At 72.0% G+C, this 20,667-nt stretch carries 17 protein-coding genes; 7 read left to right on the top strand and 10 right to left on the bottom strand.

All coding sequences use genetic code 11. The annotated features are described in order from the left end of the window. Positions 1 to 144: 144 nt before the first annotated feature. From CR165_RS18440 to rpsD, 3 genes are all read right to left on the bottom strand, one after another. Positions 145 to 1,485 carry an MATE family efflux transporter gene (locus tag CR165_RS18440; protein WP_245906577.1) on the bottom strand — a complete coding sequence of 447 codons (1,341 nt, stop codon included), beginning with the start codon at positions 1,483 to 1,485 and terminating at the stop codon, positions 145 to 147. A gap of 88 nt (positions 1,486 to 1,573) precedes the next feature. Next, positions 1,574 to 3,349 (bottom strand): SLC13 family permease, encoded by a 1,776-nt coding sequence (locus CR165_RS18445; protein WP_181378231.1) that lies wholly within the window; start codon positions 3,347 to 3,349, stop codon positions 1,574 to 1,576. 181 nt (positions 3,350 to 3,530) lie between these two features. Further along, positions 3,531 to 4,148, bottom strand: coding sequence for a 30S ribosomal protein S4 (gene rpsD, locus CR165_RS18450; RefSeq protein WP_109518417.1), 618 nt, complete (start codon positions 4,146 to 4,148; stop codon positions 3,531 to 3,533). Between the two features lie 201 nt (positions 4,149 to 4,349). Here rpsD and CR165_RS18455 point away from each other — a divergent pair, with 201 nt between their 5' ends. Further along, on the top strand, positions 4,350 to 4,556 hold the full coding sequence (locus CR165_RS18455; RefSeq protein ID WP_109518418.1) for a hypothetical protein: 207 nt from the start codon (positions 4,350 to 4,352) through the stop codon (positions 4,554 to 4,556). Between the two features lie 256 nt (positions 4,557 to 4,812). Then, positions 4,813 to 5,751 carry a hypothetical protein gene (locus CR165_RS18460; RefSeq protein ID WP_146201939.1) on the top strand — a complete coding sequence of 313 codons (939 nt, stop codon included), beginning with the start codon at positions 4,813 to 4,815 and terminating at the stop codon, positions 5,749 to 5,751. A 48-nt stretch (positions 5,752 to 5,799) separates the two neighbouring features. Here CR165_RS18460 and CR165_RS25130 read toward each other — a convergent pair whose 3' ends face one another. The 6 genes from CR165_RS25130 to CR165_RS18490 all read right to left on the bottom strand — a co-directional run bounded on the left by CR165_RS25130 (position 5,800) and on the right by CR165_RS18490 (position 11,327). After that, the gene (locus CR165_RS25130) at positions 5,800 to 6,768 is read right to left on the bottom strand and encodes a TAXI family TRAP transporter solute-binding subunit (RefSeq protein ID WP_181378232.1); all 969 of its coding nucleotides are present in this window, start codon (positions 6,766 to 6,768) and stop codon (positions 5,800 to 5,802) included. Further along, on the bottom strand, positions 6,765 to 7,751 hold the full coding sequence (locus CR165_RS25135) for a hypothetical protein (RefSeq protein WP_181378233.1): 987 nt from the start codon (positions 7,749 to 7,751) through the stop codon (positions 6,765 to 6,767). The genes CR165_RS25130 and CR165_RS25135 overlap by 4 nt, the downstream gene beginning before the upstream one ends. Positions 7,752 to 7,781: 30 nt before the next feature. Continuing rightward, the gene (locus CR165_RS18470; RefSeq protein WP_109518421.1) at positions 7,782 to 8,105 is read right to left on the bottom strand and encodes a hypothetical protein; all 324 of its coding nucleotides are present in this window, start codon (positions 8,103 to 8,105) and stop codon (positions 7,782 to 7,784) included. Between the two features lie 200 nt (positions 8,106 to 8,305). Then, on the bottom strand, positions 8,306 to 8,518 hold the full coding sequence (locus tag CR165_RS18475; protein ID WP_109518422.1) for a hypothetical protein: 213 nt from the start codon (positions 8,516 to 8,518) through the stop codon (positions 8,306 to 8,308). Positions 8,519 to 8,690: 172 nt separating this feature from the next. Next, complete coding sequence (locus CR165_RS18480; protein WP_109518423.1) at positions 8,691 to 8,957, bottom strand: hypothetical protein; 267 nt, start codon at positions 8,955 to 8,957, stop codon at positions 8,691 to 8,693. A 573-nt stretch (positions 8,958 to 9,530) separates the two neighbouring features. Next, positions 9,531 to 11,327: an ABC transporter ATP-binding protein gene (locus tag CR165_RS18490; protein WP_109518425.1), complete on the bottom strand. Its 1,797-nt coding sequence runs from the start codon at positions 11,325 to 11,327 to the stop codon at positions 9,531 to 9,533. A gap of 166 nt (positions 11,328 to 11,493) precedes the next feature. On the opposite strand from CR165_RS18490, the gene CR165_RS18495 reads away from it, so the two are divergent. The 5 genes from CR165_RS18495 to CR165_RS18515 all read left to right on the top strand — a co-directional run bounded on the left by CR165_RS18495 (position 11,494) and on the right by CR165_RS18515 (position 19,657). Beyond that, positions 11,494 to 12,552: a glycosyltransferase family 4 protein gene (locus tag CR165_RS18495; RefSeq protein WP_109518426.1), complete on the top strand. Its 1,059-nt coding sequence runs from the start codon at positions 11,494 to 11,496 to the stop codon at positions 12,550 to 12,552. Between the two features lie 251 nt (positions 12,553 to 12,803). Next, a complete protein-coding gene (lepA, locus tag CR165_RS18500) occupies positions 12,804 to 14,609 on the top strand; it encodes a translation elongation factor 4 (RefSeq protein WP_109518427.1) in 1,806 nt (601 codons plus the stop codon). Between the two features lie 149 nt (positions 14,610 to 14,758). After that, positions 14,759 to 15,769, top strand: coding sequence for a tripartite tricarboxylate transporter substrate-binding protein (locus CR165_RS18505; RefSeq protein ID WP_109518428.1), 1,011 nt, complete (start codon positions 14,759 to 14,761; stop codon positions 15,767 to 15,769). Positions 15,770 to 15,989: 220 nt separating this feature from the next. Beyond that, entirely contained in the window at positions 15,990 to 19,301 is a 3,312-nt protein-coding gene (locus CR165_RS18510) for a PAS domain S-box protein (protein WP_146201941.1), read from the top strand. Beyond that, positions 19,298 to 19,657 (top strand): response regulator, encoded by a 360-nt coding sequence (locus CR165_RS18515; protein WP_109518430.1) that lies wholly within the window; start codon positions 19,298 to 19,300, stop codon positions 19,655 to 19,657. Before CR165_RS18510 ends, CR165_RS18515 begins: the two co-directional genes overlap by 4 nt. Before the next feature lie 63 nt (positions 19,658 to 19,720). On the opposite strand, the gene CR165_RS18520 is transcribed toward CR165_RS18515, so the two are convergent. Further along, positions 19,721 to 20,620 (bottom strand): S-methyl-5'-thioadenosine phosphorylase, encoded by a 900-nt coding sequence (locus CR165_RS18520; protein ID WP_109518431.1) that lies wholly within the window; start codon positions 20,618 to 20,620, stop codon positions 19,721 to 19,723. Positions 20,621 to 20,667 lie beyond the last annotated feature (47 nt).

A 20,667-nucleotide genomic window follows, 5' to 3' on the forward strand; every position in this document is an offset into this window, starting at 1 on the left:
ACCGTGAGGCCTGGCCGCCTCGATCAGCGGCTCCCACACCGCCCAGGTCGCATCCGTGAGAAGCTGCTCGTCCTTGCCCTTCGCCATACCCAAAACATGGGAGTAGCATTCAAGCTCTAACAGGCCTTAGGTTGCGTGGGCCTCTCAGGCAATGCCCCGTGCCCGCCACACTCCGCGCCGTACCGAGGCGGCGGTGACGGCGCCATAGGCGGTGATGCCCAGCGCCACGCCGAGGAAATGCCCCTCCATGCCCAGCCCCAGCGGGCCTGCCAGCAGCGCGCCGCCACCCACCGCCACGCCGATGCGTGAAAGTGCCGCCAGCACCGGCCCCTTCATCCGGCCCGCCCCCATGGAGGCGAAGTAGAGCGCCATGCCCAGCCCGAAGCCGCCGAAGGCCGGGCCGGTGAAGGAGAGCGCCGCGGCAGCCACCGCCACCACGGCGGGGTCGGCGGTGAAGGCACGGGCGAAGCCGCCGGGCCAGATCCCCACCGAGAGCCCCGCCGCGCCTGTCACCAGCAGCGCCATGCCGGCCCCCACCCAGGCGGTGCGGCGGGCCAGCGCCCACTCCCCCGCCCCCGCGGCGCGCCCCACCAGCGCCGTCAGCGCCGAGCCGACGCCGAAGGCCAGCGGCACGGTCAGGAACTCCAGCCGGGCCGAGATGCCATAGGCGGCCACCGCCACCGGGCCGTAGCCGGCGAGCTGGCCCGTCACCAGGATGGTGGTGGCATTGGCGATGGTGGCCAGCGCGCAGGCCACCAGCCCCACCGACAGGATGCGGTGGAACAGCATGGCCGAGGGCCGCGCCCGCAGCCTCGGCAGGAAGCCGGCGCCGCCGCGCGCCACCACCGCCGCCATGGCCAGCGCCGCCACCCAGAACACCAGCGCGAAGGCCGCGCCGAGGCCGGCCAGCCCCATGCCCAGCGGCTCGGCCAGCAGCCAGCCCAGCGGCGGATAGCCGCACCAGGCCAGCGCCAGCACCCGCGCCGCCAGCGCGTGCCGGCCGCCGCCGCGCAGCACGGAGGCGAGGGTGTTGGCCAGCCAGACCGGCACCGCCCCGGCGCCGAACAGCCAGGCGGCATAGGCCGCCGCCGCCTCCGCCGCGGCCGGGCCGCCGATCAGGGCCAGCAGCGCATGGGGAAAGACCGCCAGCAGCAGGGCGAAGAGCAGCCCGCCCCCCAGCGCGATCAGCACCGCGTGCAGCACGAGGTCCGCCGCCTCGGCCGGGCGGCCGGCGCCCAGGGCGCGGGCGATGGCGGAGACCACCCCGCCCCCCATGGCGCCCGCCGACATCTGCTGCAGCAGGAGGGCGAAGGGCAGCACCACCGCCCAGCCCGCCAACGCCGCCGTGCCCTGGCGGGCGGCCAGCCAGGTCTCCAGCAGCTGCGCCGCCGCCTGCAGCAGCGCGATCAGGCTGGTGGGCGCCGCCAGGGCGGCGATCCGCCGCAGCAATGCCGCCATGCCCGGCGGCGTGGTTCCTGCTTCCACCCTGCTCTCTCCCCTGCGGGCGGCAGGATGGCGGGAATATCGCGGGTGGAAAAGCCGGCGGCGCGCGTTCTCCGGCGCGCCGCGCCGCTCAGCTCCAGAACAGCAGGATCAGCGGGGTGCCGACCAGCAGGCAGAGCAGCGCCAGCGGCGTGCCCAGGCGCGCGTAATCTTGGAAGCGGTAGCCGCCCGGCTCCATCACCAGCGTGTTGGACTGGTGGCCGATCGGGCTGAGGAAGGTGCAGGAGGTGCCGATGCACACCGCCATCAGCATCCCGTCCTGCGACACCCCGGCCACCTCGGCCAGGCCGAGCGCGATGGGTGCCATCAGCAGCACCGTGGCGTTGTTCGCCATCACCTCGGAGAGCAGCATGCAGACCAGCAGGATGCCGCCCACCACCGCCCAGCCCGGCAGCGCCGCCGCCGGTCCGGCCAAGCTCTCCACCAGCAGGGTGATGGTGCCGCTGCGCTCCATCGCCTCGCCCAGCGGGAACAGCGCGCCGAGCAGCACGATCACCGGCCAGTCCACCGCCGCATAGGCCTCGTCCGGCTTCAGCACGCGGCACAGGATCATCGCCGCCACCACGGCGGTGAAGGCGATGTGGGCCGGCGCCAGCTCGAACAGCACGGCCAGGATGCCGGCCAGGAACATGCCGCCCGCCAGGATGGCGTGCTGCGGCCGGCCCAGCGTCACGCTGCGCTCGGCCAGGGGCAGCAGGGAGAGGGCCTGGAAGGCGTCGGCCCGCTTGTCGCGCTGGGCCTGCAGCAGCACCACGTCGCCGCTGCGCAGGACGATCTCGTTCATCCGGTCCGTCACGCGCCGGCCCTGGCGGGAGACGGCCAGCAGGTTGATGCCGTGCTGGCTGCGCAGCCGCAGCGCCGAAGGCGAGCGGCCGATCAGCGGCGAGCCGGGGCGGAGGATGGCCTCCACCGCGTCCACCTCGTCGGCCACCAGGGCCTTCAGCCCGTCGCGCGGCTTGCCGCCATCCGGCTCGGTCAGGGACAGGCCGGCCATCTCCACCAGGGCGCGCAGCGAATCGGCGCTGCCTTCCAGCAGCAGCACGTCCTCCGCCCGCAGCCGCGCCTCGCCCGGCGGGGCCAGGGTGCGGTTGGGGCCGCGGAACAGGCCGACCACCGTCACATCGCCATCCGCCATGCTCTCCAGCGTGCGGATGGAGAGGCCGATGGCGGCGCTCTTCGGCCCCAGCCGTGCCTCGGCCACGTAGTCCCCGGCATCGACCTCGACCTTGCCGCCGCGCTTGTCGCCCAGCAGGCGGTTGGCCAGCACCAGATAGGCCACGCCCAGCACGGCGAGCGGCAGGCCGACCCAGGCGAAGTCGAACAAGGCATAGGGGCCGAGCTCCGTCCGTTCCTGCCGGATGGCGGAGATGATCAGGTTGGGGGGCGTGCCGATCAGCGTGATCAGTCCGCCCAGCACCGAGCCGAAGGCCAGCGGCATCAGCGCGCGGGAGGGGGCGTAGCCCTCGCGGTAGGCGTTGCGCAGCGCCACCGGCATGAACAGCGCCAGCGCGCCCACATTGTTCATGAAGCCCGAGAAGCCGGCGCAGAGGCCGGTCTGCGCCGCCACCTGCAGCCGGGGCCGGCCGCGCATGCCGCCCAGGCGGCGCAGCAGCAGGTCCACCGTGCCGGCCGCCTGCAGCCCCTTGCTGATGGCCAGCACGGCCACCACCGTCGTCACCGCCGGCTCGGCGAAGCCGAGGAAGGCCTCCGCCGGCGCCACCTGCCCCGTCAGCACCAGGGCCAGCAGCAGCAGCAGGGCCACCACGTCGTAGCGCACGGGCTGCAGCACGAAGCCCGCCAGCGCCAGCAGCGCCAGGGCGGAGACGGTCATCTGGTCGGCGGTCATGCGGGGTTCCGAGAGGAGAGGCCGGCAGAACCGCGTGGCGACGGCCGGGTTGCCCGGCCAGGCCATGGCCCGCCGGCCGCGCGGCGCGGCCCAGGCATCGGGCATGAAAAAGGCCGGGGGCGCAAGGCGCCTCCGGCCGGATGCGGCCAGCGGGAGCCTCGCGGCTCCCGTCGGCGCTGGATCAGCGCGAGTAGAACTCGATGACCAGGTTCGGCTCCATCTGCACCGGGTAGGGCACGTCGGAGAGCTTGGGGGCGCGCAGGAAGCGGCCCTTCATCTGGCGGTGGTCGATCTCGAGATACTCGGGCACGTCGCGCTCGCCGGACTGGGCGGCGTCGAGCACGGCGACGAGCTGCTTCGACTTCTCCTTGACCTCGACGACGTCATTGTCGCGCACGAGGTAGGAGGGGATGTTCACGCGCTTGCCATTGACCGTAATGTGGCCATGGTTGACGAACTGGCGGGCGGCGAAGGGGGTCACGGCCAACTTCAGGCGGTAGACCACCGCGTCCAGACGGCGCTCCAGCAGCTCGATCAGGTTCTCGGAGGTGTCGCCCTTGCGGCGCACGGCCTCCTGATAATACTTGCGGAACTGCTTCTCGCCGATGTTGCCGTAGTAGCCCTTGAGCTTCTGCTTGGCCATCAGCTGCACGCCGAAGTCGGTCGGCTTCTGCTTGCGGCGCTGGCCGTGCTGGCCGGGGCCGTACTCGCGCTTGGCGACCGGGGACTTGGCGCGGCCCCACAGGTTGACGCCGAGGCGGCGATTGATCTTGTACTTGCTTTCCGCGCGCTTCGTCATGCGGCGGGCTCCTTCTTGTTGTGCGTACCGTTCGGGTATCGCTGATGTCCCGGTAGTCCCGAGGCGGCCATGCCGGAGGGGCACGCGCCAGGGGCGGGACGCAGGACAAGCCTGCATCCGCTTTCCCGGAAGGGAGCGCGCCTTTAGCGCCGCGCCGCGCCGCTTGTCAAACCATGTCTCCGGCGCCTACTGCGCATCCTCATGGTGACACGCGCGGAGATCCTGATCCTGGGGCTGAAGGCCGGGGTGACGGGCAGTCTGGTGGGCGGGCTGATGCTGGGCATCGGCCTCGGCCTCGTCGTCAACAACGTGCATGCGGGCTGGGTGCTGGTGCTGCCGGCGGCGCCGCTCAGCGGCATGCTCGGCTACTGGCTGGCCAGGCGGCTGGCCCGGCAACTGCCGCCCTGAGCCGCGGGCGGCGCGCCGCCGCCCCTCCCCCGCTCCCCCTGCCGCGCCGGGCCCTGGTGCGGCGCGCTCCCGCACATGCCCTTCATGCCGCCGGCGGCATGGACCCCGCAGAGGGATGCGGCCCCGCAAAGCCCGTGCGGACGGCGCAGGTCACGCCGTATTGTTTCGCATTTAGAATGTAATCCACAAATGCTTCCCTGCTTTCGGGGCCGCGCGTGGCGTTGCGGTTTCCAAACCAAAGGGAGGGAATAGAGATATGGCGAGAGAGCAATCCTCATCCGCCGCCGTGGCGGATGCCGGCGCCGCGTCCCGGATGCGGTTCTTCGACGACGGCATCACGATCGATCTCGACGCCGAGCTGCGGAAGAAGCACGGCTCCGACATCAGCATACCGGTGTTCCGCGTCGATGCCGACGCTGTCGAGGGCTTCAACATCGACAAGGACGCCTACTACGCCAGCAGCGCCAGCAAGCTGATGACCGGCTTCTTCGCGGAGCTGCTGTCCACCGCGCTGGGCTCGCGGAACGGCGGCGACGTCAGCCGCTTCGAGACGAAGTATGCGCTGGGCGGCAAGGAGATGATTCTCCACATCGGCGACGACGTCTTCGTCTATGCGCCCGACAACCACCGCACCATCAACGTCAGCGCGCGCGACGACGTCTTCGTCTACGCGCCCGGCAATGACGGCAACATCATCGCGCGCGGCGACGACGTCTTCATCTTCGCGCCGGACAATGATGGCGGGCTGAACGCCTTCGCGCGCTCCGTGGCCGATGCGGCGGCGAAGGCCAAGGGCACGTCGCCGCAATCGAGCGACATCGTCGGCGCCGCCCGGGCGAAGGCGGAAGCCGACGCCTACACCTTCATCTATGCCAAGGACAACCAGGGCAACGTCCACGCCGCGGCCGATGCCGACGCCACGGCGAAGGCGGAGGCCGACATCTTCGCCCTGCGCGGCGACGCCAAGGCGGTGGCGGTGGCCCTGGCCGATGCTGAGTCCAAAATCCTGGTCTACGCGCCAGGCGGCGGCAAGGTGAGCACGAACGGAGACGCGGATGCCGTGGCCATGGCCAGCGCCGTGGCGGAAAGCCGCCAGGGCGACGCGACGGCGCTGAGCGACACCACGGCGGTCGCCTCCGTGGAGACCGACGTCATCCTGTGGCAGGGCGGCTACGACCACTACTTCTTCGCCTGACCCTTCCGGGCCGGGGCGGCGCCCCGGCCCTCCGGCACGCCCTTGCCTTCAGCGCTCCGGCACGGCGAAGCGGGTCCAGCCCGGCAGCGCCGCCGCCATGTCGAACTCGCGCCATTTCGGGTGGCGCGGCGGCCGCCGCAGCGCCCCGGCATGCGCCAGCAGGCTCTGCCCGAAGCGGACCAGCCGCGCATGCCGCTCGCTGCCCGCCGGCCAGGCATAGACCGCGAGGACGGCACCGAGCGACAGCGTCTCCACCGCCTCGCCGCCGCCGATCAGCCGCGGATAGTCGGCCGCCGACAGCCGGGCGCGCTGGTAGGTCTGCAGCATGGCCGGGGTGGCGGGCAGCGGCAGGAAGCGCAGCCCCGCGCCGGTCTCCAGCCCCGAGAAGAGGCGCGCCGGCTTGCCCGCGACATAGATCATGGCGGCGATCTCGCCGCGCCGCAGATGCTCCAGCGCCACGTCCTGCGGCGCATGCGCCAGGCGCGCGCCGACGCCCAGCAGGTCCAGCAGCACCGAGGCCGTCATCGCGGTGCCGCTGCCGCGCACATCCACATTGACGGCGCGGCCCTCAAGCTGCCCGATCTCCGTCACGTCGCCGGTGGCGAGGAGGTGGATCTCCTCGTCGTAGAGCTTCGCGATGTAGTGGATGCGCTGCGCGATGTTCGGGTAGAGCCGCTGGCGCAGGGCGAAGGCCAGCACGTCGGACTGGACGATCGCCATGTCCACGCCGCGCAGATACATCAGGTCGGCGATGTTCTGCAGCGAGCCCTTGCCGAGGATGGGCAGCAGGCGGAGCCGGTCGCCATCGTCCAGCTCCGCCGCGAGGTCGGAGGCGATGCGGATATAGGTGCCGTCGATGCCGCCGGCGATGAGCCCGAGCACGCCGCCATTGGCCACATCGGCGGGGTTGCGGCGCGCGCCCGGCGCGGGGGCTTCCTGGGCATGGGCCCCGGCGGCGGGCGCCAGGGCCGCCAGCAGGGCGAGGCCGCGCCGCGTCGGCCCCGTATCTGCCGTCACCGCGTCGCCAGGCGGGAGGTGGAGGGGGCGGAGGGGCGGGCGGGCGCCTCGCGGCCGGCCTCCGCCATGGCCCGCTGCCGCTCCGCGGCGGCGCATTCGGCGAACAGGGCGCGTATGGCGGAGGGCGTGCTGTCGCAGCCGGCGGGATTGCCGTCGGCGCGGCCGAGCACCGCGGCGGAGGGGGCCGGGGCATTCTGGGATGGCGCGGCGGGGAGCGCGGCGCGCGTCTGGGTCGGCCTGGCGGGTTCGGGCGTGCCGGCGCGGACGCGCAGGGCGCCGCGGGCCGGCTCCTCCTCCTGCCGCGCCACCGGGGGCGGTGCGGCCGCGGCGCTGCATTCGGGGTAGAGGGCGGTGTTCAGGCCGGGCACCTCGCAGAAGGCCGGGCGGGGCGCGAGGCGGGCGCCGCGGAAGCCGCCGGGGGCCGGGTTGCCGTTGACAGGTGGCGCGGGCTGCGCCGGGGGCACCGGCGGCAGGGCGCTGGGCGGCAGGCCGGAGCTGGGCACCGGCATGAGCTGCGAGGCGGTGGCGGTCTCCGGATTGGTGCCGTGGCTCAGCGCGATCGGCACGCCGCCATCCTTGATGCAGGGGCGGCCGATGCGGATGGCTGCCGCGCGGAAGCTCTCGACGCTGCACATGATCTCGCGCGCCAGCACCTCGTCCTTCAGGGCGGAGACGGTGAGGGCCACGTTGTTGCGGATCTGGCATTCCTCGTCGATGGTGCTGAAGGCGCCGCCGATGCCGAAGAGCGGCATGGTGGCCCCCAGCGAGACGCCGGTGGCGCAGGGGTTCAGCCCGTAGATGCTGCCGAGGCCGATGGACGGCGCCTGGTGGTGGTTGCGCGGCAGGCCGTAATTGTAGACGTCGCTGCGCTGGTAGAATTCCTGGCGCTGCACCTCCTGCGCCGCGGCGGGGGAGGAAGCGAGGGCGGCCAAGGCCGCCCCCACCACCAGGAAGACGCGGAAGCGTCGGATCATGCGGCTCATGGTCATGGCTCCCGCGTCTCCCTGTTCAGATCAGCGCCAGCCGCCGTAGCTGTTGCTCTTGGAGAAGGCGCCGCCGCTGGTGGTGCTGCCGATGAAGCCGTTGGAGGTCTTGCCGACCGCACCGCTCGCGCTCGTGCTGCTCGTGCCGGAGCCGGCGCCATGGCCGGTGCCCGACCAGGCGCTGTTGCTGGAGAAGGCGCCGGTCGCGCCGGCAGCGTAGCCGAACTTGCCGCTCTCGATCGAGGAAGTGGCCGAGCTGCCCGAACCGGCGACGGAGGAGCTGCCCGACGGGCCAGCGAGCACGGGAGCGCTGAGGCCGACGACGGCAATGGTGGCGAGCAGGATCTTGCGCATGATATGTTCCCTCTGTTCTAGTTTGCGCTCCGCAAAGCGAAGCTAGGATGGGGCTTTCGCCCCGGCGTAAGCGGCTGGCCGTCAACGTGACAGCGCCTGGCGGTCAGCCGCCCACCTCGTGCCGCATCCTGGCCTGGCCAGGAGCGGAAACCGGCATGGGGATGCAGGGCGCGGCCGTGCCGCGCGTCGCTCGCTTCCCGCTACGTCCTGAAAATCGTCGCGAAGGCGCTCAGCCCGGCCTTGCTTCCGGCGCCCGGCCCCGCGGCCGCCGACCCGCGCAGCACCAGCACCTTCCGTGTGCCGTCGCTGGCGGCCAGGGCGCTGGCCTGGCTGGTGGCGGCGCCCATCTGGCGCCCGGCGCAGGATGAGACACTTGCCGTGCCGCTGCTGGCGGCCGCTTCGCTCCACCGCATCTTTTTCCTCCTTCACCCTCTTTTTTGAGAGGGTCGCACATCCCGCTCCAGGCATTCTGCCACTTCACGGGATGTGCATTTCTATTTTTATACTGAAACGGTATTTCGAGGCGGACGGTTTGGGAAGCTCATATTTCGCCGTCGTAATCACAAGAAGGGGATGACCCGGCGCTCAGGCGAAGCCGAACTCCTGCGCGAAGGGTGGCGAGGGCAGGCCGGAGCCCGGCAATTCTTCGGCGGGCAGCGCGTGAAGGAAGGGGTCGTGCGGGTCTTCCGGGGCGATCTCCGGCGGGATCTCCGGGAGCGTGCCCGTGCCGCCTCCCTCCGGAAGGAAGCCGGCATGGGCCTCGGCCTGCTGATGGACCCCCTCCCCGGCAGGGCTGCCACCGATCGACACGGTGGCGGAGGAATAGGCGAAGCTGCTGCCTTCGCCTTCCACCCAGATTTGGGCCTCGGAGCGGGCTGATGCGGCGGCCTCTCCGGACTCGCTGGCACTTTCGGAACTGGCGGTGCTGTGACTGGCCATGAGACGTCCTCCGGTGTTCATTTTTGTATCGTATCTATACCGGCAGGCCCCCGCCCCTCAATCACAATTCTTTACATTCCGGGCCGGCCCGATGGCACAGGCCCGTGATACCGGAAGGAACCTCGCCCATGCCGCGGGTCCATCTCAGGCTTGCCGTGCTGCCCGTGCTGGCAGGCCTTTTCCTGCCGGGCATGGCCCTGGCTGCGGGAAGCGGCTGGCAGCTCTGCCAGGGGGGCGGCGCGGCGCGCGCCACCTGCAGCGTGAGTTGCAATGGCGAGAGCCGCCGCCAGAGCTGCGGCACGGGGGAGATGTGCGAGTGCCAGTGCGCGCCTCGGCCGCAATGCCGCTGCCGGGCGATGGAGCAGGAAACACGCTCGCCCGGGGCGCCCGGCGGCCGGCTGGCACCGGCCGGGCCGGCAGGGCCGGCAGGGCTGAGCCGGCAGGGCTGAGAAGGTGGGTGGTCCGCCCCCGGCCCGGGGGCGGCGGTCAGGCCGCGACCTGCAGTGCCTCGGACTGGCGGCGCACCATCTCCTGGTAGGGGCCGGGGCGGCGCATCAGCAGGTCCGGCGCGCCGTCCTGCACCACCTGCCCGCCCTCCATCACCACGATGCGGTCGAAATTGGTCAGAGTCGCCAGCCGGTGCGCCACGGCGATGACGGTGCGGCCCTGCATCAGCCCGTCCAGCGCCTTCTGCACCTCGGCCTCGGACTCCGAGTCGAGGGCGGAGGTGGCCTCGTCCAGCAGCAGGATCGGCGCGTCCTTCAGCAGCGCGCGGGCGATGGCGAGGCGCTGGCGCTGGCCGCCCGAGAGCTTGGCGCCGCGGTCGCCCACGATGGTGTCGAAGCCTTCCGGCAGCGCCTCGATGAAGTCGCGGCAGCGGGCGGCCTCGGCGGCGGCCAGCACCTCGGCGTCGGTGGCGTCCGGCCGGGCGTAGCGGATGTTCTCCAGCACGGTGCGGTGGAACAGCGAGACGTCCTGCGGCACGACGGCGATCATGTCGGCCAGGCTCTCGCGGGTGGCCTGGGCGATGTCCTGCCCGTCGATCAGCACGGCGCCTTCCTGCGGCGCGGTGTGGCGCTGCAGCAGGGTCAGCAGGGTGGACTTGCCGGCGCCGGAGCGGCCGACCACGCCGACCTTCTGGCCGGGCTGGATGGCCAGCTCCAGGCTGCGCAGCACCGGCGCGCTGCCCTCGGGGGCCGAGGGGTAGCGGAAGGTGACGTTGTGGAACACCACCTCGCCGCCGCGCGCGGCCAGGCCATGGGCGTTCTCGACATCCGGCATGTCGTGCGGCACCAGCAGGGCGGCCAGCGCCTCGCGCATCCGCGCCACGTACTGGGTCAGGTCCACCAGCGCCATGGCGAGGTCGCGGCTGGCGTGCAGGATGGTGAAGCCGAGGGTGCAGACCAGCACGATGTCGCCCGTGGTGGCACGGCCGAGCTGCCAGAGATGCACCACCCAGCCCAGCAGCATGGCGGTGAGCACGGCGGTGGCGGCGCCATGCACCAGGCGCAGCTTCTCCAGATAGCGCAGGCTGGCGCGGCGGGCGGCGCTTTCCTCGGCCAGGGCGGTGTCGAGGCGGGCCGATTCGCGGCCGAAGGCGCCGAAGGCGCGCACCAGGGAGAAGTTCTGCACCACATCGACCAGCTGGCCATCGACGGTCGCGGCGCGGCCGGCGAAGCGGTCGTGCAGCGCCTCGCCCTTCTGGCCCAGCCAGGCGACGCCGGCGGCCAGGGCCGCGGCCACCACCACGAGGCAGCCGGCCATGATCGGGTCGACCGTGGCGAGGAAGACGATGGACAGGGTGACGGCCACCGCCGGCGGCACGGTGTGCCAGGTGAAGTTCTGCAGCACGGTGAAGGCCGCCGTGCCGGTGGCGCTGATGCGCGCCGCCAGCGTGCCGGCCGAGCGGTTGGCGAAGTAGCCCGGCGAGTGGCCGGCGAGGTGGCGGAACAGCTCGGCCCGCATCGAGGCGGTGGCGCGCGGGAAGCGGTCCGCCGCGATCCAGCCGCCGACCCGCCAGAGCATGTTGTCGGCCGTGATGATGCCGGCGAGGATGGCGAAGGCCACCCACACCGCCGCCGCGCCCGCCTGAGACGGGCCGCCCGAGAGCGTGTCGATCAGGTTCTTAACCGCGTAGTTCGCCCCTACGGAGCAGCCCACCGCACCCAGCACCGCCAGCATGATGGCGACGTGGCTGCCCGCCTGCGGCCGCAGGTGGCGCAGCAGGAAGCCAACGGGGCGCCGGGCGAGGCGCAACAGGTCGCTGTCGTCGGCACGGGACATGGCGGGTGGCCTCTCACTTCCGGAGCACATGACCGTGAGTGCACGGCGCATCTGCGTTCATGCGGAGGGAACGCCAGCAACAAGACGAAATCGTGGCGAAGGTTGCCGAATCTGGACCGCATTCAGGTGCCAGAAGAGGCTCGAGAGACAACGGAGATCGGACCCAATGCGTATCGCGCAGATCGCTCCCCTGACGGAAGCCGTTCCGCCGAAGCTGTATGGCGGCACCGAGCGGATCGTGTCCTACCTGACCGAGGAGCTGGTGGAGCTCGGGCACGAGGTGACGCTGTTCGCCAGCGGCGACTCGATCACCAAGGCGAAGCTCGCGCCGATGTGCCGCAAGGCGCTGCGCCTCGACCCCTCGGTGCGCGACGCCAACGCGCCGCTGACGCTGATGCTGGAGCAGGTCTACCGCCGCCGGCACGAGTTCGACCTGCTGCACTTCCACCTGGACTACCTGCCCTTCCCGCTGTTCTCGCGGCAGAGCGTGCCCTTCGTGACCACCCTGCACGGCCGGCTGGACCTGCCGGAGCTGCAGCCGGTGTTCGACACCTTCAACGAGGTGCCGGTGGTCTCGATCTCGGACAACCAGCGCCTGCCGCTGCCGCAGGCGCGCTTCGCCGGCACGATCTACCACGGCCTGCCCGAGAAGCTGCTGACGCCGCTGCCGGGCGTCACGCCGGGCTACCTGGCCTTCCTCGGCCGCATCGCCCCCGAGAAGCGCTGCGACCGGGCGATCGAGATCGCCATCGCCACCAACACGCCGCTGAAGATCGCGGCCAAGGTGGACCGCGTGGACGTCGACTACTTCGAGACCAAGATCAAGCCGATGCTGGCGCATCCGCTGATCGAGTTCATCGGCGAGATCGACGAGACGCAGAAGCCGGGCTTCCTCTCGGGCGCCATCGGCCTGCTGACGCCGATCGACTGGCCGGAGCCCTTCGGCCTGGTGATGATCGAGGCGATGGCCTGCGGCACGCCCGTCATCGCCTTCCGCCACGGCTCGGTGCCCGAGGTGATCGACGAGGGCGTGACCGGCTTCGCGGTGAACAGCATGGCCGAGGCGATCAGCGCCGTCGGCCGGCTGAAGGCGCTGCCCCGCGCCGCCGTGCGCGCCCGCTTCGAGCAGCGCTACACCGCCCGCCGCATGGCGGAGGACTATGTGTCCCTCTACGAGGGGCTGTGCCGCCGCGAGCCCTCCTCCGTGCTCGCCGCCGCCGAGTGAGGCGGGCGCCCCGGCGCCCCCTTCCCTTCCGCCTCGAACCAGGGCGCGCCGGTGGCGCGCCCTGCTGCGTTCCGGGGCCGCCACCCGGGGCCGCCACCCAGGGTCGCCACAAGGCCGCCGCCCGGCCGCGGCGGCGGCGCCAAACCGCATCCGGCACGCCCCGCCCGCTTTGAATCCGGCGCCGCTTGCCCTATTGGCAGGGGTCAAATCCACGGCGGGTACCCCACCGCCCCGATCGCCGCCGGAAGCCCATGACCAATACCCCCCTGTCGCGCATCCGCAACTTCTCGATCATCGCCCATATCGACCACGGCAAATCCACCCTGGCCGACCGCCTGATCCAGGCCACTGGCTCCGTCGCGCTGCGCGACATGAAGGAGCAGATGCTCGACAGCATGGAGCTGGAGCAGGAGCGCGGCATCACCATCAAGGCCGCCTCCGTTCGGCTCGACTACAAGGCCAAGGACGGCAACGACTACGTCCTGAACCTGATGGACACCCCAGGCCATGTGGACTTCGCCTACGAGGTGAGCCGCAGCCTGGCCGCCTGCGAGGGGTCGCTGCTGGTGGTCGACGCCTCCCAGGGCGTCGAGGCGCAGACGCTGGCCAATGTCTACCAGGCGATCGACGCCAACCACGAGATCGTGCCGGTCCTCAACAAGATCGACCTCCCCGCGGCGGAGCCGGAGCGGGTGAAGCAGCAGATCGAGGACGTGATCGGCCTCGACGCCTCGGAGGCGGTGGAGATCTCCGCCAAGTCCGGCCTGAACATCGAGGGCGTGCTGGAGGCCATCGTCCACCGCCTGCCCGCGCCCCAGGGCGACCCGGACGCGCCGCTGAAGGCGCTGCTGGTCGATAGCTGGTACGACCCCTATCTCGGCGTCATCATCCTGATCCGGGTGAAGGACGGCACCATCCGCAAGGGCCAGAAGATCCGCTTCATGGCCGAGGGCACCACCCAGACGGTGGACAGCGTCGGCGTCTTCCGCCCCAAGATGACGCCTGTGGACTACCTCGGGCCGGGCGAGATGGGCTACCTCAACGCCGCCATCAAGACGGTGGCCGAGACCAATGTCGGCGACACCATCACCGACGACCGCAACCCGGCGGCCGAGCCGCTGGCGGGCTTCAAGCCCTCCATCCCGGTGGTCTGGTGCGGCCTCTACCCGGTGGACGCGGACGATTTCGAGAAGCTGCGCGATTCGCTCGGCAAGCTGCGGCTGAACGACGCCTCCTTCCACTTCGAGGCGGAAAGCTCGGCGGCGCTGGGCTTCGGCTTCCGCTGCGGCTTCCTCGGGCTGCTGCACCTGGAGATCATCCAGGAGCGGCTCTCGCGCGAGTTCGACCTCGACCTGATCGCGACCGCCCCCTCGGTGGTCTACAAGCTGACGACGAACAAGGGCGAGGCGATCGACCTGCACAACCCGGCCGACATGCCGGACCCGACGCTGATCGAGAAGATCGAGGAGCCCTGGATCAAGGCCACCATCATGGTGCCGGACGAGCATCTGGGCAGCATCCTGACGCTCTGCTCCGAGCGGCGCGGCCAGCAGGTGGAGCTGACCTATGTCGGCAACCGCGCCATGGCGGTCTACCGCCTGCCGCTGAACGAGGTGGTGTTCGACTTCTACGACCGCCTCAAGAGCGTCAGCCGCGGCTACGCCTCCTTCGACTACGTGATGGACGGCTATGACGAGGGCGACCTCGTGAAGATCTCCATCCTGGTCAACAACGAGCCGGTGGATGCCCTCTCCTTCATGGCGCACCGCACCCAGGCGGAGCGGCGCGGCCGCTCCATCTGCGAGAAGCTGAAGGAGCTGATCCCCCGCCAGCTCTTCAAGATCCCGATCCAGGCGGCGATCGGCGGCCGCGTCATCGCCCGCGAGACGATCTCGGCGATGTCGAAGGACGTCACCGCCAAGTGCTATGGCGGCGACATCTCCCGCAAGCGCAAGCTCCTCGAGAAGCAGAAGGAGGGCAAGAAGCGCATGCGGCAGTTCGGCAAGGTCGAGATCCCGCAATCGGCCTTCATCGCCGCCCTCAAGATGGACAGCTGAGGGCACGCCAAGCCGCTGCTTTTTGGCTGACCTTGCGGGAAGGAAACGCTAATCGGGGAGGATCGGCGCGCCGCGGCCGGGTTGGGCCGGGCATGACGATTCGCCCCGCCTCCACGTCCGGGGCGGCCTAGACGGGAGAGAATATCCATATGATCCGCCGCCATCTGCTGGCCGCGCTGCCGGCCCTCGCCGCCGGCCTCGGCACCCTGGGCACCGCCCTGCTGGGCGCCGCCCCCGCCGCGCAGGCCCAGGCGAACTATCCGAGCCGCACGATCTCCATCATCGTGCCCTTCGCCGCCGGCGGGCCGACCGACACCGTCACCCGCCTGGTGGCGGAGGTGATGGCGCGCGACCTCGGGCAGTCCGTCGTGGTGGAGAATGTCGGCGGCGCCGGCGGCACGCTGGGCGCGGGCCGCGTCGCCCAGGCCCGGCCGGACGGCTACACCCTGCTGCTGCACCACATCGGCATGGGCACCACCCCCACCCTCTACCGCCGCCTGCCCTACGACCCGGTGGGCGGCTTCGAGCCGATCGGCCTCGTCACCGAGGTGCCGATGACGGTGATCGCCCGCAAGGACCTGCCGGCCAGCAACCTGGCCGAGCTGGTGGCGCTGGTGCGCAAGGAGAAGACCGGCATCAACTACGCCAATGCCGGCATCGGCGCCGCCAGCCATCTCTGCGGCCTGCTGCTGCAGAAGGCGATCGACGCGCCGATGACCACCGTGCCCTACCGCGGCACCGGCCCGGCCATGACCGACCTGATCGCCGGCACGGTGGACGTGATGTGCGACCAGACCACCAACACCACCAGCCACATCCGCGCCGGCGCGGTGAAGGCGTACTCGGTCACCACGCCGCAGCGCCTGGCCTCCCTCCCCGACGTGCCGACCGGCGCCGAGGCCGGGCTGCCGGGCATGGAGGTGACCATCTGGCACGGCCTCTACGCGCCGAAGGGCACGCCGGTCGAGATCCAGGAGCGGCTCTCCAAGGCGCTGCAGGCGGCGCTGCGCGACGAGCGGCTGGTCCAGCGCTTCGCCGATCTCGGCACCGAGCCGGTGTCGCAGGACCGCGCCACCCCGGCCGCGCACAAGGCCTTCTGGGCAGCCGACATCGCCAAGTGGCGCCCGGTGATCCAGGCCGCCGGCCAGTACGCCGACTGAGGGCAGAGGCCGGCTGAGGGCACGCCGGCCGGGGCCATGCAGGGCCGCGCCGGCACCCCTGGCGCGGCACGCGGCCAGAGAGGCGCCGCCCGGAGAGGCGCGGGGGAGGCTGAACACCCGCGGTGAAATCGCGCAGGCGATGGAGTGGGCCTTGTGCGCCAGCCATGGGCGGCGCATGGAACCTTAGCATGGATCGACCCCGGCCACCGCGAGGAGCAGCATGACCGGACCGGTTCCGGACCGGAACCCCACCGTTCGCCTGCACCTGTTGCTAATCGCCCTGGCCGCGCTGCTGCCGGTCTGGGGCCTGGCCGGGCATGTCGCCGGGCGGATGGCCGATGCGGAGCGCACGCGGATCGTCACCGCCGCGCAGGGCCGCAGCCGCGAGCTGGCCTTCATGCTGGAGCGCGACCTGCTCAGCCTGCAGGCGGAGCTGGCGGCGCTCGGCACCTCGCCCAGCCTGCTGGAGGGCAACCTGGCCGCCTTCCGGGCCCAGGCTCTCGCCCTGCCGCTGCGGCAGAAGGCGCGGCTGCGGCTGACCGACGCCGATGGGCGCGTGCTGATCGACACCGCCGGAACCCCGGAGACCGGAACCCCGGAGGCCGGAGCTCCGGAGACCGGAGCCCCGAAGGCCGGCGCGGCGGCGCTGGACGCGCCGCCCCAGCGCGGCATTTCCGGCCTGCAGCCCCCCGAGCGGCCGGGCGCGCCCCAGGGCGTCGACATCACCCAGCCCGTCCCGCAGGCCGAGGGGGGCCCGCCCGAATACTTCCTGGTGGCCACCATCGACCCGGCCTGGCTGTGGGGCCAGCACCTGGAATGGGCCCAGCTGCCGCCCCGCTGGTCGGCGGCGGTGGCCGATGCCGCCGGCAACATCGTCGCCCGCCGGCCGCGGAAGCCGGAGGATGGCGGTGCCCCCGCGCCCTACGCCGGCGCGGCGCGGAATGCCCTGCAGGAAGGCCGGCCGCTCGGCTGGGCGCGGGACAATGCGGCGGATGGCCGCCCCCTCTACGTCGCCTGGCACCGGGTCGACAGCGCGCCCTGGATGGTGCTGGTCAGCCTCCCCAGCCAGATGGTGGATGGCGCGCTGCTGCGGCTGCTCTCGCCCGTGCTGCTGGTGGGCGGCCTGATGCTGCTGCTGTTCACCGGCGCCCTGGCCTTCTGGGTGGACCGGCGCATGGCGATGCCGCTGGAGCGGCTGGGGCGCATGGCCGCCAGCTTCGGCCGCGGCGTGGCGCTGCCCCCCTTCCCGCCCACCGGCCTGCGCGAGATCGACAGCGCCGCCGCCGCCCTGGCCAGCGCCGCCACCGAGCGCGACGCGCTGGAGGCCGAGCGCATCGCCCTCAACGTCCGGCTGCAGACCGTGCTGGAGAGCACGCATGACAGCGTGCTGGTGCTCGACCGCGACGGCACCGTCCTCTACATGAACGGCCGCGCCCGGGCGCAGATGGGGCCGCAATGCCCCGGCATCGGCCGCCCGCTGCATGAGAGCTTCCCCGGCTGGGAGGCCGGCCCCTTCGGCGCCGCCTGCCAGCGCGCCGTGGCCGAGGGCACGCCGCAGAGCGCCACCGCCTTCCACCCCGCGCTCGGCCGCTGGATCGCGGCCGACATCTATCCCTCCACCGAGGGGATGTCCCTGTTCTTCCGCGATGTCAGCGATGAGCGCGCCGCCCAGGCGGCGCTGCGCGAGAGCGAGGCGCGGCTGAAGGCGGTGCTGGAGAACGTCTCCGTCGGCATGTTGCTGGCCGAGGCGCCGGGCGGGCGCATCCTGCTCGGCAACCGGCGCATGGAGGAGATCCTGCGCCGGCCCGTCCCCCTCTCCGCCGCCGTCGAGGCCTACCGGGAGGACTGGGAGTGCTACCATGCCGATGGGCGGCGGGTGGACGGCATGGAGTTCCCGCTCGGCCGCGCGCTGCTGACGGGGCTGCCGGCCAATGGCGAGTTCCAGCTCCGCCGCGGCGACGGCTCCATGGTCTGGCTGCGCGCCGCCGCCGCGCCGGTGCGCGACGCGCAGGGGCGCGTCACCGGGGCGGTGGTCGCCCTGTCGGACATCGACGCCGAGCGCCGCGCCGCCGAGGCGCTGCGCGAGAGCGAGCTGCGCTTCCGCACCCTCGCCGAGGCGATCCCGCAGATCGTCTGGTCCACCCTGCCGGACGGGCGGATCGACTATGTCAATCCGCGCCTGCAGGATTTCACCGGCCTGCCGCCCGGCCTCGCCATGGAGTCGCTGGCCCGCATCGTCCACCCGCGCGACCAGGGGCGGGCCGAGCGCGCCTGGCAGCGGGCGCTGCGGCGGGGCGAGGCCTTCTCGGCCGAGCTGCGGCTGCTGCGCGCCGAGGGCGGCTGGCGCTGGTGCGTGGTGCGCGCCCTGCCGGTGCGCGGCAGCGAGGGCACCATCCTGCGCTGGATCGGCGCCGTCACCGACGTGTCGGAACTGGCCGAGGCGCGCGAGGAGCTGGCGCGCCAGGTGGCGGCCCAGACCGCCTCGCGCGAGGCGGCGGTGCGCTCCGCGGCGGCGCTGGCGGCCTCGGAAAGCCGCTTCCGCCGCTTCGCCGAGGCCAGCCCGGACGTGATGTGGATGACCAATGCGGACGGCACGCAGGTGGAGTTCATCAGCCCCGCCTTCGAGCAGATCTGGGGCATCCCGCAGGAGCGCCTGCTGGCCGACAAGGTCGTCTGGGCCGATTCGATCCACGCGTCCGACCGCGACCGCGTGCTGGAGGACTGGCGCGGCTCGCTGCAATCCGGCCGGTTCGACGCCGAATACCGCATCCTGCGGCCGGATGGCGGCATGCGCTGGATCCGCGACATCGGCTTCCCCATCCTCGACGCGCGGGGGGTGATGACGCGGCGCGGCGGGCTGGCGCGCGACGTGACGGCGGCCAAGGCGGCCGAGGCGCGGCAGATCCTGCTGCTCGGCGAGCTGAACCACCGGGTCAAGAACACCCTGGCCACGGTGCATTCCCTGGCGTTGCAGACGGCCCGCACCGCCGGCGAGAGCCCGGACGCGATGCCGCGCTTCCTGAAGGACTTCCAGGCGCGCCTGCTGACGCTGGCGCGCGCGCACGACCTGCTGACGGCCCGCACCTGGCGCGGCGCCACGCTGGAGGACACGGCGCGCGCCGCCCTCGCACCCTGGCAGGCGGCGGCCGAGAACGGCGAGGAGAGGCTGGCCATCAGCGGACCCGCGGTGTGGCTGGCCCCCCGCCAGACGCTGGGCCTGGCGCTGGCCTTGCATGAACTGGCCACCAATGCCACGAAGCATGGTGCCCTGACCCGTGCCGAGGGGCGCATTCTGGTACGCTGGCAGGGCCTGCCGGACGGAATGGTGCAGCTGGACTGGCAGGAGCGGAATGGCCCGCCGGCCCGGCAGCCCCTCCGCCGCGGCTTTGGCAGCCGCATGCTTGAAAGGGGCTTGCCAGCGGAGCTGGGTCTGGGTTCCTCCGTCACCTTGACCTATGCCGAGACTGGCTTCGAGGCAGCGATTCGCTTTCGTCCCGTGAATGGGCCCCAAGTTGAAGAGGAAACCGCATGAGCGGACTGAACGGCCGCCGCATTCTGGTCGTCGAGGATGAGGCGCTGATTGCGATGCTGGTCGAGGATGCGCTGCTGGAGGCCGGAGCCCACGTTCTTGGTCCGGCCGCGACGGTGGAGGAGGCCATGGCGCTGTTCGATTCGGAGCATCCGGAAGCCGCCGTGCTCGATATCAACCTCGCCGGCCAGGCTTCCATCCCCGTGGCGGACCGGCTGGTGGCGCACGCCATTCCCTTCGTCGTCGCCACCGGCTACGGCGCGGCGGGGCTGCCGGAACGGCACCGCAACGTGCCGGTCCTGGCCAAGCCCTACGACCCGCACGACCTCATCGCCGCGCTGGAGCGGGTCTGCCGCTGACGGAAAAGGCCGGGGAAGCGGACCTCCCCGGCCCCTGCCCCGGCCTGCGCGGGCGTGGCGCCCTCAGCCGCGCAGCACGCGGCCGGCCACGGCGTCCAGCTTCGCCATCAGCGCCGGGTCGCGCTTCTCCGGCGGGGTGACGATGGCGTATTCCAGCGCCCGGTCGCAGCCCGCCGGGCAGGCGCCGCGCGGCGCGCCCAGCCGCGGCACCACCGCCTTCACCAGCGCCTTGGCGCGGTCGGCATTGGCGTGCAGCACCTTCACCACCGCCTCGACCGAGACATGCTCGTGGTCCGGGTGCCAGCAGTCGAAATCGGTCACCATGGCGATGGTGGCGTAGCAGAGCTCCGCCTCGCGGGCGAGCTTGGCCTCGGGCATGTTGGTCATGCCGATGACGTCGCAGCCCCAGGCGCGGTACAGCTCGCTCTCCGCCTTGGTGGAGAATTGCGGGCCTTCCATCACCAGGTAGGTGCCGCCGCGCTTGTGCTTCAGGCCGATCTCGCGCGCCGCCTCCTCCGCCGCGTCGCCGAGGCGCGGGCAGACCGGGTGCGCCACCGACACATGCGCCACGCAGCCCGTCTCGAAGAAGCTCTTCTGGCGGGCGAAGGTGCGGTCGATGAACTGGTCGACGATGACGAAGGTGCCGGGCGGCAGGTCGCCGTTCAGCGAGCCGACGGCGGAGAGGGAGAGGATCTCCGTCACGCCAGCGCGCTTCAGCACGTCGATATTGGCGCGGTAGTTCAGCGCCGAGGGCGGCACGCTGTGGCCGCGCCCGTGGCGGGGCAGGAAGACGCAGCGCACGCCCCCCAGCCGGCCGAACAGCAGCTCATCCGAGGCCTCGCCCCAGGGGCTGTCGATGCGGCGCCATTCGCGCTCCTCCAGCCCGTCGATGTCGTACAGGCCGGAGCCGCCGATCAGGCCGATGACCGGCTCGATGGTCTCGCTGCTGGGGGTCTGGCTCATCGGATGTCCCTCCGGTGGGTGTCGGCCGGGGCGCGCGCGTGGCGCCG

The sequence above is a fragment of the Teichococcus aestuarii genome (genome assembly GCF_003116135.1).
GTDB classification, from domain to species: Bacteria; Pseudomonadota; Alphaproteobacteria; order Acetobacterales; family Acetobacteraceae; genus Pseudoroseomonas; species Pseudoroseomonas aestuarii.